Origin of the sequence: Tundrisphaera lichenicola, assembly GCF_051175385.1 — a bacterium.
GTDB classification, from domain to species: Bacteria; Planctomycetota; Planctomycetia; order Isosphaerales; family Isosphaeraceae; genus Tundrisphaera; species Tundrisphaera lichenicola.
Genome location: NZ_CP195106.1, coordinates 2,364,079 through 2,378,693, shown reverse-complemented (window position 1 = coordinate 2,378,693; position 14,615 = coordinate 2,364,079). Strand labels below are relative to the sequence as shown.

Below are 14,615 nucleotides of genomic sequence, written 5' to 3'. Positions count from 1 at the left end.
TGCTCTGGCCCGTCCGCATCACCGGTGGCCCGTTGTCGTCTCGCGTCGGAGGGGTCTAATGAGCGTCGATCTGGTCCGTATCGTCGACAGTATTCATCGCGACAAGAACATCCCCAAGGACGTTCTTTTCGAGGGGATACAGTCGGCCTTGGCCACCGCGGCCAAGAAGCACTATCCCGACGCCGAAGACATCACGGTCATCATCGACCAGGAGTCGGGGAAGATCAGTACGACCACCGACGGAGTGTCGGTCGTCCCCCCGGACTTCGGTCGGATCGCCGCCCAGACGGCCAAGCAAGTCATCATCCAGAAGATTCGAGAGGCCGAACGAGACAGCCTCTTCGACGAATTCGAGGACCAGCGCGGCGACCTGATCACCGGGACCGTACAGCGGTTCGAGGGCGGGGCCGTCACGGTCAATCTGGGCAAGACCGACGCCTTGCTCCCGCGATCCGAACAGATCCCGGGCGAGAGTCATCACCCCGGCGAGCGAGTCCGGGCCGTGATCCTCGATGTCCGGAAGGTCGGCCAGCGGGTCAAGATCATCCTGAGCCGGACCCATCCTGACTTCGTCCGCCGACTCTTCGAGCTCGAGATTCCCGAGATCGCCGACCAGGTCATCTCGATCCGGGCGCTGGCCCGCGAGGCGGGGTATCGGTCCAAGGTGGCCGTCACCTCGATCGACGCGAAGGTCGACGCCGTCGGGGCTTGCGTCGGTGTTCGAGGCACTCGGATCAAGAATATCGTGGACGAGCTCGGCGGCGAACGGATCGATATCGTTCGCTGGAATGAGTCGCTCCAGGTCCTCATCCCCAACGCGCTCCAACCGGCCGAGATCGACGAGGTCATGCTCTGCCAGCTCCTCGGCCGGGCGATCGTCCTGGTCCGCGAGGATCAGCTCTCGCTGGCCATCGGCCGGCGAGGTCAGAATGTTCGGCTCGCCTCCAAGCTGGTGGGCTGGGACATCGAAATCATGACCAGCGAGGAACTCGACGAATTGATCGAGAAGGCCGTCGCCGCGTTCACCCGGATCGACCAGGTCGACACCGTGTTGGCCGAGAAGCTGGTCGAACAAGGGATCCTCAGCTTCGACGATCTCTCGGTCATGGAAATCGTCGATCTGGTGAACACCATCGAAGGCCTGACCGAAGAAACCGCGATGGCGATCGTCGCCAGGGCCGAGACCCTGGCCGAGGAACAGGCCGACGAGATGCCCCGTCGCAAAGGGGCCCGTCCGCAGAACCCGACTCCCCGCGTGGTCGAGGAATCTGCCGTCGAGGCCGAGGCGCGGCCAGCCACCCTTGAGGAGCTGTTCCGCGAGGAGGGGGCGTCGCCGGTCTCCGAGTTTGCAAATGGCACCGAATCCGGTACAGTCGCCGAGGCCGAAATCGAAGAGCTGGACGCCGGGGACTCCGGGTCGTTTAATGATAATGGTCTCGATGACCAGCGCGATCTGGCCTTGGCCGAGGAAGAAGGCCATCTTCACGCCGATGGTCGCGAGGTGACCCTGGCGCCCAGTGATGCCGATCAGAACGAATCGATCGAGATCGTCACCAACGCAGTCGAATCGGGGCCCACATCGGAAGAACTCGTTGCGAACGAGTCCGGTGCCGGGCCGAATGAACCGGAACCTTTCCTGTCCACCGGCACCACCGGCTCGTCCCCGGAACCGCCGGGCCACCACGATCAGGACCAGGATCCGGGGGACGTCTTGGAAGAATCCACGGAGTAATTCGGACATGAGCCACCCATGAGGCCCGCCTCGGGTCACTCAAAGCGTCTCGATCGGCCAGTGCCGACCAGCCCTCCAACCTGATTTGACGACGAAGGCCTCTCCTGGCCTGGCGCGATGAAGGGGGGAATCTGGGCTTGGCACTACCGGTCGACGAAACCACAATACCGGTCGTGCCGGCCCGGCCAACTTCGGCCGTCGGCCATTGCAGGAGGAGTCGCCGTTGTCCACGCGTGTCCACGAGTTGGCGAAAGAACTAGGGTTGAAGAGTCAGGATTTACTCGATCGTATTCAGGGAATGGGACTTGGCGTCAAGTCCAGCATTTTTGCCGGCCTGACTTCCGAGCAGGTGGAACAAATCCGGGGGAAGATGGCCGGCTCGGCCGATTCTGCCCCCAGCCCGGTCGCTCAACCTTCGGTGCGTCCTAGTCTCACTCCCCCGGAGACGCTCCCCATCAGCCCCACAGCCCCCGTGGCGAAGAGGCCCGTGCCGCCTTCCACTGCGGCCGAATCGGCCCCGCCGTCTCCTCCGAAGGTCGCCGAGCCGGCCCCTCCAGAGGCCTCGCCCGCGCCGGCCACAGCCCCAACCATCCCGGTGGCCGCCGCCCCGATTCCGGCCACTCCCGCCCCCGCCCCGACCGCGATGTCCCCTTCGGAGTCGTCATCCCCCTCCAGGCCTGCCTCGCCGAACCCGGCTCCAGCTCCCTCGGGATCTCGAGGAGGTGGGTTGACCGCGCCACCTCGACTTGGAAGCGGCGGCGGACCCCTCTCAAGGCATACGCCGCATCGTGGGGCCACCGGAGGCGGAGCCGAGACCGGCGGAGGGCCTCAGCCCCCGCCCCAGCCTCGGCCTCCTCAGCCAGGCCAGGGTGCCAATCAGGCCGCCCGAGCCGAGTTCCGGCCCAATCCGGCCACGCCTCCCCCGCTCAAGCAGAGCGACTACCTTTCTCCGACCGGGACCCGGGCGAACTACAATCGGCCCCTGGGATCGAACGACACTCGACGTCCCGACGGCGATCAAGGTCAGCGTTCCGGGGAAGGACCTCGTCGCGAGCCCCTTCCCGGCGGTGGTGCCCGGCGTCCTCTTCCCTCGGTGGCGTCGATCCCCCAGGGCTCGGCCCCTCCTCGGAGGCCGGATGGGCCTCGTCCGGGAGGCCACTCCGCAGGGCCCGAGGCCAAGACCCAGCGTCCGGAACGTCGGTTCACCCCCGAAGAAATGCGCAGGATGATGCAGGCCGGGCAGATCGGTGGCGCCGAGCCGCCCCCGGTCGTCGCCCGAGGCGCGGGTCCCGGCCCCGGTGGGGCGCGAACTGGCCCCGCACCTTCCCCGCGATTCGGCGCTCCCCCCGCCCCCGGTCAGCAAATGCGCGGCCCAGGCGGCCCGGGCGGCCCGGCCCTCCGGCGACCCTCTGCCGGGCCGGGGACGATCGCACCACCGCCTCTGGTCCCGCCTCCTATTGACGATGAGGATGAGAAGAAAAAGGCAGCCGGTCGCCTGGGGACTCCCGCCGATCGGGCCGGACGTCGCGCCAAACGAAACGAGCGGGCCAGCGAACGTCGGATTTCCTCCCCCTTGCCGGCCTCGTCCCTGACCGGAGATGCGGCCGAGGAAGAAGCGCGCGGTCGTCGCGGAAATCGCAAGGGCGGCCGCAAGATGGGCCGGGGACAGGTCGTCCCGCAGCGGAAGTCTCACGCCGAGATCGAGCCGCCGATCAACGTTCGGAGTCTCTCCGAGGCCATCGGCGTCCGCGCCAATGACCTGATCCGGCGCATGATGAACAGCATGGGCCAGATGGTCACCATCAACGCCAATCTGGACGATGATACGGCGATGATGCTGGCCCTGGAGTTTGGCGTCGAACTTCAGGTGGTCCACGAGCGGACCGCCGAGGACGACCTCCTCGATAATTTCGACAGCCGAGAGAAGGACGAGGAGGCGGGGGACCTCGTCGCCCGTCCCCCGATCATCACGATCCTTGGGCACGTCGACCACGGAAAGACGTCGCTGCTCGACAAGATTCGCAACGCTAACGTGGTGGATTCCGAATCGGGCGGCATCACCCAGCATATCGGCGCGTATCAGGTCGTCCATGACGGCAAGGCGATCACCTTCGTCGATACGCCGGGCCACGAGGCGTTCACCGCCATGAGGGCCCGAGGCGCGAACGTCACCGATATCGTGGTCCTGGTCGTCGCCGCCGACGACGGCGTGATGCCACAGACCCAGGAAGCGATCGCCCACGCGAAGGCGGCCGAGGTGCCGATCGTCATCGCGCTCAACAAGATCGACCTGCCCAACGTCAACCTGAACAAGATCTATGGGGAACTGTCCCAGCAAGATCTCGCCCCCGAGGAATACGGCGGCGATACCCCGGTGGTGAAGACCTCGGCCCTCACCGGCAAGGGGATCCCCGAACTGCTGGAGATGCTCGGGATCGTCGCCGAGCTGAAATGCGACCTCCGGGCCAACCCCAACCGATCGGCGACCGGGACCTGCCTGGAGTCCTCGATCTCCGAGGGGCGCGGCGTGGTGGCCACCGTCCTCGTCCAGGACGGGACGCTCAAGGTGGGCGATGCGATCGTCTGCGGAGATGGCTTCGGCCGGGTCCGTGCCCTCTTCGATGATAAAGGCCGTTCGGTCAACGAGGCCGGCCCATCGATGCCCGTCGAGGTCTCCGGCCTCGATGAGGTGCCGACCGCCGGCGAGAAGTTCGCCGTCATCGAGGACATCACCCGAGCCCGGGAAATCGTCGATATCCGACGGCTTCGGACCCGAGGTGTGGCGCTGGGCGAACGGCAATCCATCACGCTGGAGAATCTCTACAGCAAGATGGCCGAGCAGAAGGTCAAGACGCTCAACTTGATCCTGAAGGCCGACGTCCAGGGGTCGCTCGAAGCCCTCGTCAAGGAGCTGGAGAAGCTCGAGAATCCCGAAGTGCCGATCCGGATCCTCCTCAAGGGGGTGGGCGGGATCAGCGAGAGCGATATCCTCCTGGCCGACGCCTCGCAGGCGATCGTCATCGGCTTCCGGGTCGCCCCCGAAGACCGGGCGGTCTCGCTGGCCGACGAAAAGAAGATCGATATCCGTCGATACGATATCATCTATCAGGTCACCGACGAGATCAAGAAGGCCGTCGAGGGGATGCTCGTCCCCGAGATCAAGGAAGTCCAGCTGGGCCGGGCCGTGGTCCGCCAGTCGTTCAAGATTTCCAAGGTCGGGACGATCGCCGGTTGCTTCGTCACCCAGGGGGTGATCGAGCGTTCCGGCAAGGCCCGCCTGTACCGCGAGGGTCGCGAGATCTACAAGGGTTCGATCGAGGCCCTCAAGCGGTTCAAGGATGATGCCAAGGAAGTCCGCGAGGGCTTCGAGTGCGGCATCAAGATTACCAACTATGACGACGTGAAGGTCGACGATGTGATCGAAGTCTACCGGGTCGACGTGATCCGGCGGACCCTGTGATCACGACCGGGGCCGGCGCATCGGAGATCTTCCGACGCGCCGGCGCTCCTCCTTCCGACACCCCATCTCGGACGGTTGGCCGATGTACCTGGCGTTCCTCCGGATCGAGATCCGGATCGGCGGAGGGCCCCGGGCCAAGCGGCGGACCGTCCGGACCATCTTGGAGAAGGTTCACCGCCATTTCAACGTCTCCGTGGCCGAGGTCGAACGATCCGGTCACCCGTCCGAGAGCGTGATCGGGATCGCCTCCCTCGCCGAGAGTCGTCGTGAGGCCCGGGAGGTCCTCGATCGGGTCTCCGATGCCGTCCAGGCCCATCCCAGGGCCGAGGTCCTCTCGATCGAGTGGAACGAAGTTTGAAACGAGATCTCCCGACCGCCAGGGCCGGCGCCGGGCTTCCGAACCAGACTGCCCAACCCCCGTCCTGGGCATTGTCCCCATCGACGGACATCCTCCGAATCGTCACGAACTCGCCGCGAGATCCATCCACCATGTCGTCACACCGAGCACTCCGGGTGGCCGAGGCGATCCGGGAAGTCGTCTCTTCTTCGATCCTCTTCGAGGTCTCCGACCCCCGAGTTACCGGGATCACCGTCCTCCGATCGGAGGTGACAGGCGACCTCCGGAACGCGACGGTCTACGTCTCGGTCATGGGATCGGAGTCGGAGCAGAAGCTGGCCATGAAGGGACTCCAGAGCGCGGCTGGTTTCCTCCAGGCGAAAGTGGCGGCCCGATTGCAGACCCGGACTACCCCCCACATCACTTTCAAGCAAGACATCGGGATCAAGCGTTCGATCGAGATGTCCAAGCTCATCGACGACGCCTTGGCCGGGGAAATTCCCCCGATCCCGGTCGCTGACCCCGAAATCGAACCCGATGCGGAGGGCTCGCCCGGCGGCCCCGACTGATCCAGCCGCCCTGCTTTCGGCTCAACGCCTCGGAAGACCCCGGAGCTGGACCCTCGATCGAGGCCAGCTATCATACCTCACCTACCACCGCCCGCGAACGTGCAAGCCCATGGCCACACCGAGCAAAGCGCAGTTTCTCACCGATGTCCAGGCCCTTCTCAAGAAGCGCTACAAGGTGGGACCGATCGTCGAGAAGATGTCGATCCTCGAGGCGGTCGTCTACGCGATTTGCCACGAGGACTCCACTCGCGAGCAAGCCAATCAGGCCCTTGCTCGCTTCAAGGGCGACTTCTTCGACTGGAACGAAGTCCGCGTCAGCTCCCTGGAGGAGATCCAAGGGGTCCTGGCCGGGATGACCGATGTCGAAGGGCGAGCCTTCCGCATCCGGCGTTTTCTCCGGCAGATGTTCGAGAAAACCTACGGGTTCAATCTGGACGCGCTGACGAAGAAGCCTCAGAAGGATTCGATCAAGGCCCTCGAAGAATACGACGCGATGGGATCGGATTTCGTCCTGGCGACGGTCACTCGACTGGCCCTGGCCGGACACGCGATCCCGGTGGATGCCTCCTGCCTCCGGGCCTTACTCCGCCTCGGCGTGGCGGAAGAGGCGACCGATATCCCGACCCTTCGCGGGCTCCTCGAACGCGCGGTCCCCAAGAACCGGGGGGCGGAATTCGGCGAACTCATCGAAGCCCTGGCGCATGATACATGCGTCGAAGGGGAGCCCGACTGTCCGGCCTGCGAACTCCGGAAGGTCTGTCCGACGGGGCTTTCCCACAAGGCTGAACCGGTCGCTTCGGCGGCCAAGGCCCCGGTTAAGGGGAAATCGGGGAAGCCCAAATAGGACGGATTTTCGAAAAAACTTCGGCGAAGCGATGGACTCTCGGGAGTTCCCGCCTACAACAGTTTGGCAAGGGTTGAAGCCGTCTTGCTATCGAGATGGCTCAACTATGGACATGACCAAACTTTTTTACGTCAGGGAGCTCTCCGTCATGCGCAAGTTCTTCGCCGCCCTCGCCCTCGTCGCCCTCTCGACCCCCGCCTTCGCCGCCGAGAAGGACATCGTCGACACCGCCGTCGCCGCCGGATCGTTCAAGACCCTGGTCGCCGCCGTCAAGGCCGCCGGCCTGGTCGACACGCTCAAGGGCGAAGGCCCGTTCACCGTCCTGGCCCCGACCGATGAGGCCTTCGCGAAGCTGCCCGAGGGGACCGTCGAGAGCCTGCTCAAGCCCGAGAACAAAGAGAAGTTGGTCGCGATCCTGACCTACCACGTGATCCCCGGCAAGGCCATGGCCGCCGACGTGGTCAAGCTCGATGGCAAGGCCGTCAAGACGGTCGAAGGCTCGAAAGTCAACGTCAAGGTCGCCGATGGCAAGGTCATGGTCAATGGTGCCAAGGTCGTCAAGACCGACATCGAGACCAGCAATGGCGTCATTCACGTGATCGACACCGTGATCTTGCCCCCCGCCAAGTAATTGAATCGGTATGCTCGGCCACCATACTGGCCACAGACGTCGCCCGGCACGCCTCCGTGTCGGGTGAATCTGGTTCGAAGAACCGACCTGCTCGATGGAATGTTCGTCGAGAAAATCTCACGCATCGGTCGGGTATCCGCAGATTCTTGAAGTTTGGTGATTAGGCTGGATGCTCTCGCGAAGAGTGGCTTTATGAGAATACGTCCAGGCCACGCCGATGTTGATGCTTCGCGAGATCATGACACCCAAGATCTCCGAAAGCCGCCCCCGAGAATCTGCGGAGGCACCCCATCGGTTCGGGGCCGGCGTAAGCCCTTGGCAGGATTGGCCGGTCCTTGCTAAGATGGGGCATTGGGAGGCCGTTCGGCCGCTGCGGTCCGGGCGTAGCTTTCATCACAGATCCAACCCAGCGGCATGCGAAACCAGGGGATAGCCCCACTGGTCAATATCACATCCGATCTGAGGTTGGAGATTGGTCTAGGCCCTCAACGCCCGGTCGAGGAGACGAGATCATGGTTGGTCCGTTCCGTCGCTTCGCGACCTTGATGGCGCTGGTCTGGCTCGCCGCCTCGCCGCTCATGGCCATGGGACAGGAGCCGGCTCCCAAACCGGCCGCTCCTGATCCGAATGCTCGGCTAGCTCCCGGCGACTATGCACTCCCCGGCGAGGATCCGCCCAAGGCCTTCGTGCCGGCCCATCCCAGGACGGTGCAGGAGCAAAAGCACGTCGAGTCGCTTCGTTATTATGCGGCTGCCCGGGCCCTGGAAGATGGTCGTCAATTCCAGGATGCGATAAAGACGTTGGAGAAGGCCCTGGAGTGCGACCCCGAGTCGACTGCGGTCCTTAAGCGACTTTGCCGCATCAATTTCGCGATCGGTCGAGATGACGTGGCCGTCACCTACGGTCGTCGGGTAATCGCCGCCGATCCCGGCGATGTCGGTACTCTTTCCTTGCTCGTCAGCCACTTCAAGGATGATGCGCCCACCGTCGAGGCGCTCCTGATCGAAGCGAGGGAGAATCCGAAGCTGGACAAGAGTTCGGTCGGTTCGCTCTTCATCGAATTCGAACTCGGGACGATTTACGAAGCGTCGCTCCGTTTCGACAAGGCGGCTGATTCCTTCGCCAAGGTCGTCGAAGCCCTCGATGAGAAGTCGAACGCCCGACTCGCCCCTGCCGATCTCCAGAGATTCCTGGGGAATGACGAGGCCCAGGCTTATCTCCGCTTCGGACGGGTCTTCCTGCAGGCCAAGAAGACCGATCTCGCGATCAAGGCCTTCCAGCGTGGGCTGGTTTACGAACCGGACGAGCCGCTACTGCTGCTCTTCCTCTCGCAGACCTATCAGGAAGCGGGCCGTCCCGAAGATGCCCTGGCCATCGTCGAGCGTTTTCTCAAGCGTCAACCGCGTGGCCGAGAGTCGTATGACCTGCTGGCCCGAATCCTGACCTCGCTCAAACGCGAGGGCGAGATCATCCCTCGCCTGGAGAAGTATGCCGAGGCCGACCCCAAAAACGTCCCTCTCCAGTACGCCCTGGCCGAGCGGTACAAGGCAGCCGGTCAAGACGATAAGGCCCAGAAGATCTTCAACGCCCTCCTGGCCGAACAGCGCGATACCCAGGACTTCGCGGATAATTTCCCGAAGTTGGTGAAGGAAAAGAAGACCGAAGAGCTACTTCAACTCCTGATCAAGGCAACCGGCCGCCTCAAGCGGTTCGACGCCGTCAAGCCTCAAATCGATGGGTTGGTAGCCGATCAGGCCTATACCGACGAGGTCCTCGACACCGGCCTGAAGATGATCTCGAGCAATCCCCCGGCGGTCGATCCCCAGGATGGTTGGGTCGTGCTGATCAATATCGCGACCGAAGGGAAGCGCCCCGAGAAACTCTCCCGCCTCCTCCGGTGGTCGATCGACCGGTCTCCCAACCCACTCGTCTATCGAGAGCTGATCTACACGCTCTACGACCTGAACAAGTATGACGAAGCTGAGGCAACCCTGAAGGAGTTGATCGGTAAGTTCCCGGACGAAAGAAACGCCCGGAACCTGATCCTCCTGGCCCAGATCCAATCCGGGGCCGGTAAGGCGGACGATGTCTCCGGAACGGTTCGAGATGCCCTCAAGCTGGAACCGAATGACCCCGAGATCGTCCGCGTCGGGGTGATCTTGCTGAACCGGGCCGGTCGAGAGGCCGAGGCCATCGAGACCCTCCGGAATGTCTTGAAGGCCGACGCGACCAATCCCGATCTCAATGCCCTGCTCGGCAGCTTGCTGATGCAGGGCGGTAAGAACGACGAGGCGATCGCCCTCTTCAAGGCCTTGATCGACCGATTCCCGAACAATGACGAGGTCGTGAGGATCGCTCGTTCTTCGCTCTCGACGATCTACACGAACATGGGCGACTTCGCCAAGGGCGAGGCCGAACTGGAACTCCTCTTCGCCAAGAATCCCGACGATCCGGGCGTGAACAACGACCTGGGATATCTCTACGCGGACCAGGGGAAGAATCTGGAGAAGGCCCTCTCGATGATCCGGAAGGCGGTCACCGAAGAACCCGATAACTACGCGTACCTAGATAGCCTGGGTTGGGTCCTCTTCAAACTCGGCAAGTTCAAGGAGGCGGTCACTCCTCTCGAAAAGGCGCAAGCCGACCCGCGAGCCGACTCGACGATTCCCGATCATCTGGGAGACGTCTACTTCCAACTTCAGCTTCCCGAAAAGGCCAAAGAAGCCTGGGAACGGGCCCTGAAACTGGGGAGCGAGGCCAAGCCGGTCGACAAGCGACTTTCCGAGATCCGAAAGAAGATCGAATCGCTCAAGCAACTCGTGCCGACACCGAAGCCGAAGTCGGGCGATAACCCCTGACCGAATCTGACGGAGAATGGTCGGTCGGCCTGGAATCGACCGGTGCCGACCGTCGCCATTGATCGATCTCGATACAAGACCCGGAGTTGGATGCAACTATGGCAGGGCATTCCCATTCGGCGAATATCGCGCACCGGAAAGGGGCCGTAGACGCCAAACGCGGCAAGCTGTTCAGCAAACTCTGCCGCAAGATTTACGTCGCCGCCAAGAATGGAGGTGGCGACCCGGCCATGAACCTCCCGCTCCGGTATGCGATCGATAAGGCCCGTGCTTACAGCTGCCCCAAGGACAACATCGAACGGTCGATCAAAAAGGGGACCGGCGAGCTCGAGGCCGAAAACTTCGTGGAGGTAACCTACGAGGGCTACGGACCCGGGGGCGTGGCCGTTCTCTGCGAGGTCCTGACCGACAACCGGAACCGGACTGCGGGCGATCTGAGGAAGGCTTTCGAGGTCTGCGGCGGGAACCTCGGCTCGAATGGTTGCGTCAGCTACTTGTTCGAATATAAAGGGATCTTCGTCATCGAGGCCAAGCATGTCGCGGAAGACCAGCTCATGGAGGTCGTCCTCGAAGCGGGGGCCGACGACCTGAAGCGGGTGGACGAATATTTCGAGGTCACCTGCGATCCCAAGGCGTTCGAGTCGGTTCGCATCGCCCTCGAAGAGCACAAGATCGCCACCGAGTCGGCGGACACCAGCTATATCCCCGGGAATTACATCAGCCTCGACGCCGACCTCGGCAAGCGGATGCTTCGCCTTCGGGATCTTCTCGAAGAAAACGAGGACGTCCAGAACACCTTCGATAATGCCGAGGTCCCCGAGGAACTTCTGGAGTCTTGAATCGGGGAGGCCCGATCGTGACACGAGAGCATCGGTATCAGGTTGGATTGGAGTGGTCTGGGGCAGCCCAGGGGCCGACCTCCTCTTACTCCGGCTACTCTCGCGAGTTCGCCATCGAGATCGAGGGGAAGCCTCGACTTCTCGGATCGGCCGATGCCCTGTTCCGAGGCGATCGATCGAGGCACAATCCCGAAGATCTCCTCGTGGCTGCCCTCGCCGGTTGCCACATGCTGAGTTATCTCGCCGAATGCGCCAGGGCCGGGATTTCGGTCCTGGCCTATACGGACCTGGCGACCGGCACGATGCACTTCGAGGGCGGGGGAGGTCGATTCGTCTCGGTCGAACTCCACCCGAGAGTGGTCGTCGAATCCGGGACCAACCTCACCCTCGCTCGCGAGTTGCACGAGAAAGCCCACGCAAGTTGCTTCATCGCACGATCGGTCAATTTCCCGGTGACCAACGTACCGACCATCCTCTTGCCGGACCCCGATGAACCCCCGACTGCTCCTGAGCCTTGACTTCGAGCGAGCCTTGCGGATGGCGGCCCAGGGACACCGCGATCAGGTTCGCCGGGGGAGCGGCGTCCCCTACATCGAGCATCCCTTGGCTGTGGCCCTGATCTTGGATCGTGCGGGGTTCGACGAGGAGATCGTGATCGCCGGCCTGCTCCACGATCTCGTCGAGGATACGGACATCACTCTCGATCAGGTTTCCGACCAGTTCGGCGACCGGGTTGCGGAGATCGTCGGGCATTGTTCGGAGACCAAGCTCGATGAGACGGGCCGCAAGCGACCCTGGATCGACCGCAAGCGGGATCATCTCGCCGCCGTGACAAGGGCCCCGGAATCGGCCCGGGCCGTGATTTTGGCCGACAAGCTTCACAACTTGCTCTGCATCCAGCTCGACCTTGGGGAAGGCCGACCGGCCTGGGATACCTTCCACGCCGATCGGGCTTCGGTCCTCTGGTATCAAGGGTCCATGATCGACGCTTGCACAACGGACAACCCGGCCCTCCGGCGACTGGGCGACGAGTGCCGGATTCTACTGAATCGGGTTTCGGGAGAGGATGTAGGAAATCCGAGATCCGACCCGGAGGCTCCTTGATCCCGGGACGGGCTCTTCCTATAGTGTTTCTGGCGGTCGCGATTCACCTCCGTCCGCCGCGGGTCGTGCGAGCGTGGCACGACATGATCAAGCCCCGTCTTGCTCGAGGCTGGACTCCCGCGGGACCGGGAAGGCCCTTATTGAAGAGGAGGTGATTACGTGTGTAGTGACAACCAGAGGCGGCTCGCCTAACGGCAGCCGACGGGTTGCCCGTCGGGCAGCCGCATCTTCTGCTTGATCTGAGAAGATCGCGGGGCCAGGCCCGATGGCTGTCGGGCCTGGCTTCTTCCCATCAAAATACGATTCCCTGGAGTCCTGGAATTGCAGTCGATCCGTTTCATCCCCCTGTTTGCTGGCTATCGTCCCTGGTCCTGGTGGTTTACCAGGTCCATCACGATCGGTCACCGGGCTGGGTGCGGAGTCTAAGCGTTCCGGAATTCCCCAGAACAAGCGTCAAAGCCCCGTGACCTGGAAAGGTCATGGGGCTTTTTTCGTGTTCTCTGACTTCCTTCCTCGAAACCTTCTTTTCTCAGATCGATCTTCCCGGCAGAGTGCCGGGTCCTGGAGGACGGGTCACCGTGATTGTAGTCATGAAGTCCGACGCAACGGCCGAACAGGTGGATCACATGGTCGCCCACATCAAGGCTCTTGGTATGTCGCCGCAGGTCCTCGTGGGCACTCAACGCACCGTGATTGCCGCCATCGGCGAGGAGCGGGTCGGACTGACCGAGGTCCTCGAGCCCGGAGAAGGCGTCGAGAAAGTCTTGCCGATCCTCGCCCCTTACAAGCGAGCTTCCTCCGAGCTGACCACCGAGCGGACCGTGATCCGGACCCAGGGGCTCGAGGTCGGCGGGAATCGAGTCGCCGTGATCGCCGGCCCGTGCTCGGTCGAGAGCGAGGCCCAGATTGTCGGCTTGGCAAAGACGCTCAAGGCCAAAGGGGCCACCGGCCTTCGAGGCGGAGCCTTCAAGCCCAGGACGAGCCCCTACAGCTTCCAGGGGCACAAGGAAGATGGCCTGAAGATGCTGGCCACGGCCCGCGAGGAAACTGGACTGGCGATCGTCACCGAGGTCATGGCCCCTGAGCATGTCCCGATGGTCGCCCGATACGCCGACGTTCTTCAGATCGGCGCTCGCAACATGCAGAACTATCAACTCCTCCAGGCCGTCGGTGATTCTGGCAAGCCCGCCCTCCTGAAGCGCGGGATGAGCGCGACGATCGACGAGTTTCTGCTGGCCGCCGAGTACATCCTCGACCGGGGCAATCCCAACGTCATGCTCTGCGAGCGGGGTATCCGGACTTACGAGGATCACACCCGGTTCACCCTACCGCTGGCCACCGTCCCGTATCTCCAGGATAAGAGCCACCTGCCGGTGGTCGTCGATCCCTCGCACGGTACGGGCAAGGCGAAGCTGGTCATTCCGATGTCGAAGGCCGCTGTCGCCGCGGGCGCCGATGGCCTGATTGTCGAGGTCCACGACGACCCCGAGCACGCGATGAGCGATGGCTCGCAGACCATCACCCCGGCCGCGTTCTCTCAGCTCATGCACGATTGCCGGAGGATCGCCGAAGCGGTCGACCGGACGCTCTGAGAGAATCCGGGGCCGATCGAATCATCGACCGGCCCCGGTCCGGCTCAGTCCTTGCCTTTGTACGAGGCGATCCGGATCTGGGCGCGGGCACGCTCGATTGCCCTGGTGCGCTCGGCCTGATCCTGTTCGGTCGATCCCCGGAGGGCGCGGGCCTTCTCAAGCTCGCGCTCGGCGGCCTGCGCATCGACGACGAATGAGGGGATGGCACGGTTGGTCAGGATGGTCACCACGTCGTCGCGGACCTGGGCAAACCCGCCATCGACGAAGTAGCGCCGGGTCTGACCCAGGGATTTGGTCCGAAGCTCGCCATAGCCCAGGCGGCCAATCAGAGGGGATCGACCCGGCAGGACGCCGAGTTCGCCGTCGAAGAGCGGAAGGGCGACGAATTCGACGACCTCATCGAACAGGGTCCGCTCCGGCGTGACCACGACGCACTGAATCTGATGGCCCAATTTCTTGCCGTCGGCCTTGGTGGTCGAGGTCCCGAAATCCGGGTCGGTGATGTTGGCGGTTGCCATGACGGGTGACCTTCGAAGGCTCGTGATTGATCCGGGGAGTCGAACGGTATGGGAGAGGCCGAATCTCGGATCTCAAGCTCGGGGAGTTTGAATATCTCCCCCCGATCCGAGATCCGAAATCGCTGATCCGC

12 protein-coding genes and 1 pseudogene are annotated in these 14,615 nt (G+C 63.2%); 12 read left to right on the top strand and 1 reads right to left on the bottom strand.

What is annotated here, in order from left to right; translation table 11 throughout:
- The first annotated feature begins 58 nt into the window (after positions 1-58).
- The 12 genes and pseudogenes from nusA (at position 59) to aroF (ending at position 13,966) form a co-directional block, all read left to right on the top strand.
- Entirely contained in the window at positions 59-1,732 is a 1,674-nt protein-coding gene (gene nusA, locus P12x_RS09365) for a transcription termination factor NusA (RefSeq protein WP_435010595.1), read from the top strand.
- 205 nt (positions 1,733-1,937) lie between these two features.
- Positions 1,938-2,093: pseudogene (locus P12x_RS09360) on the top strand (translation initiation factor IF-2 N-terminal domain-containing protein); the annotation flags it as partial.
- Between the two features lie 366 nt (positions 2,094-2,459).
- On the top strand, positions 2,460-5,192 hold the full coding sequence (gene infB / locus P12x_RS09355) for a translation initiation factor IF-2 (protein WP_435011659.1): 2,733 nt from the start codon (positions 2,460-2,462) through the stop codon (positions 5,190-5,192).
- Positions 5,193-5,274: 82 nt separating this feature from the next.
- A complete protein-coding gene (locus P12x_RS09350) occupies positions 5,275-5,550 on the top strand; it encodes a DUF503 domain-containing protein (RefSeq protein ID WP_435010594.1) in 276 nt (91 codons plus the stop codon).
- Positions 5,551-5,681: 131 nt separating this feature from the next.
- On the top strand, positions 5,682-6,098 hold the full coding sequence (rbfA, locus tag P12x_RS09345) for a 30S ribosome-binding factor RbfA (protein WP_435010593.1): 417 nt from the start codon (positions 5,682-5,684) through the stop codon (positions 6,096-6,098).
- A 109-nt stretch (positions 6,099-6,207) separates the two neighbouring features.
- Complete coding sequence (locus P12x_RS09340; RefSeq protein ID WP_435010592.1) at positions 6,208-6,942, top strand: endonuclease III domain-containing protein; 735 nt, start codon at positions 6,208-6,210, stop codon at positions 6,940-6,942.
- Positions 6,943-7,090: 148 nt separating this feature from the next.
- Positions 7,091-7,573, top strand: a complete 483-nt coding sequence (locus P12x_RS09335) for a fasciclin domain-containing protein (protein ID WP_435010591.1) — start codon at positions 7,091-7,093, stop codon at positions 7,571-7,573.
- A gap of 512 nt (positions 7,574-8,085) precedes the next feature.
- Positions 8,086-10,431, top strand: a complete 2,346-nt coding sequence (locus P12x_RS09330; RefSeq protein ID WP_435010590.1) for a tetratricopeptide repeat protein — start codon at positions 8,086-8,088, stop codon at positions 10,429-10,431.
- Between the two features lie 98 nt (positions 10,432-10,529).
- Positions 10,530-11,270, top strand: a complete 741-nt coding sequence (locus P12x_RS09325; RefSeq protein ID WP_435010589.1) for a YebC/PmpR family DNA-binding transcriptional regulator — start codon at positions 10,530-10,532, stop codon at positions 11,268-11,270.
- Positions 11,271-11,287: 17 nt separating this feature from the next.
- Positions 11,288-11,788: an OsmC family protein gene (locus P12x_RS09320; protein WP_435010588.1), complete on the top strand. Its 501-nt coding sequence runs from the start codon at positions 11,288-11,290 to the stop codon at positions 11,786-11,788.
- Positions 11,760-12,374 (top strand): HD domain-containing protein, encoded by a 615-nt coding sequence (locus tag P12x_RS09315; RefSeq protein WP_435010587.1) that lies wholly within the window; start codon positions 11,760-11,762, stop codon positions 12,372-12,374. The genes P12x_RS09320 and P12x_RS09315 overlap by 29 nt, the downstream gene beginning before the upstream one ends.
- Before the next feature lie 578 nt (positions 12,375-12,952).
- Positions 12,953-13,966: a 3-deoxy-7-phosphoheptulonate synthase gene (aroF, locus tag P12x_RS09310; RefSeq protein ID WP_435010586.1), complete on the top strand. Its 1,014-nt coding sequence runs from the start codon at positions 12,953-12,955 to the stop codon at positions 13,964-13,966.
- Between the two features lie 44 nt (positions 13,967-14,010).
- Here the strand turns inward: aroF and atpC are convergent, their stop codons facing one another.
- Positions 14,011-14,484 carry an ATP synthase F1 subunit epsilon gene (gene atpC, locus P12x_RS09305; RefSeq protein ID WP_435010585.1) on the bottom strand — a complete coding sequence of 158 codons (474 nt, stop codon included), beginning with the start codon at positions 14,482-14,484 and terminating at the stop codon, positions 14,011-14,013.
- Between the last annotated feature and the right edge of the window lie 131 nt (positions 14,485-14,615).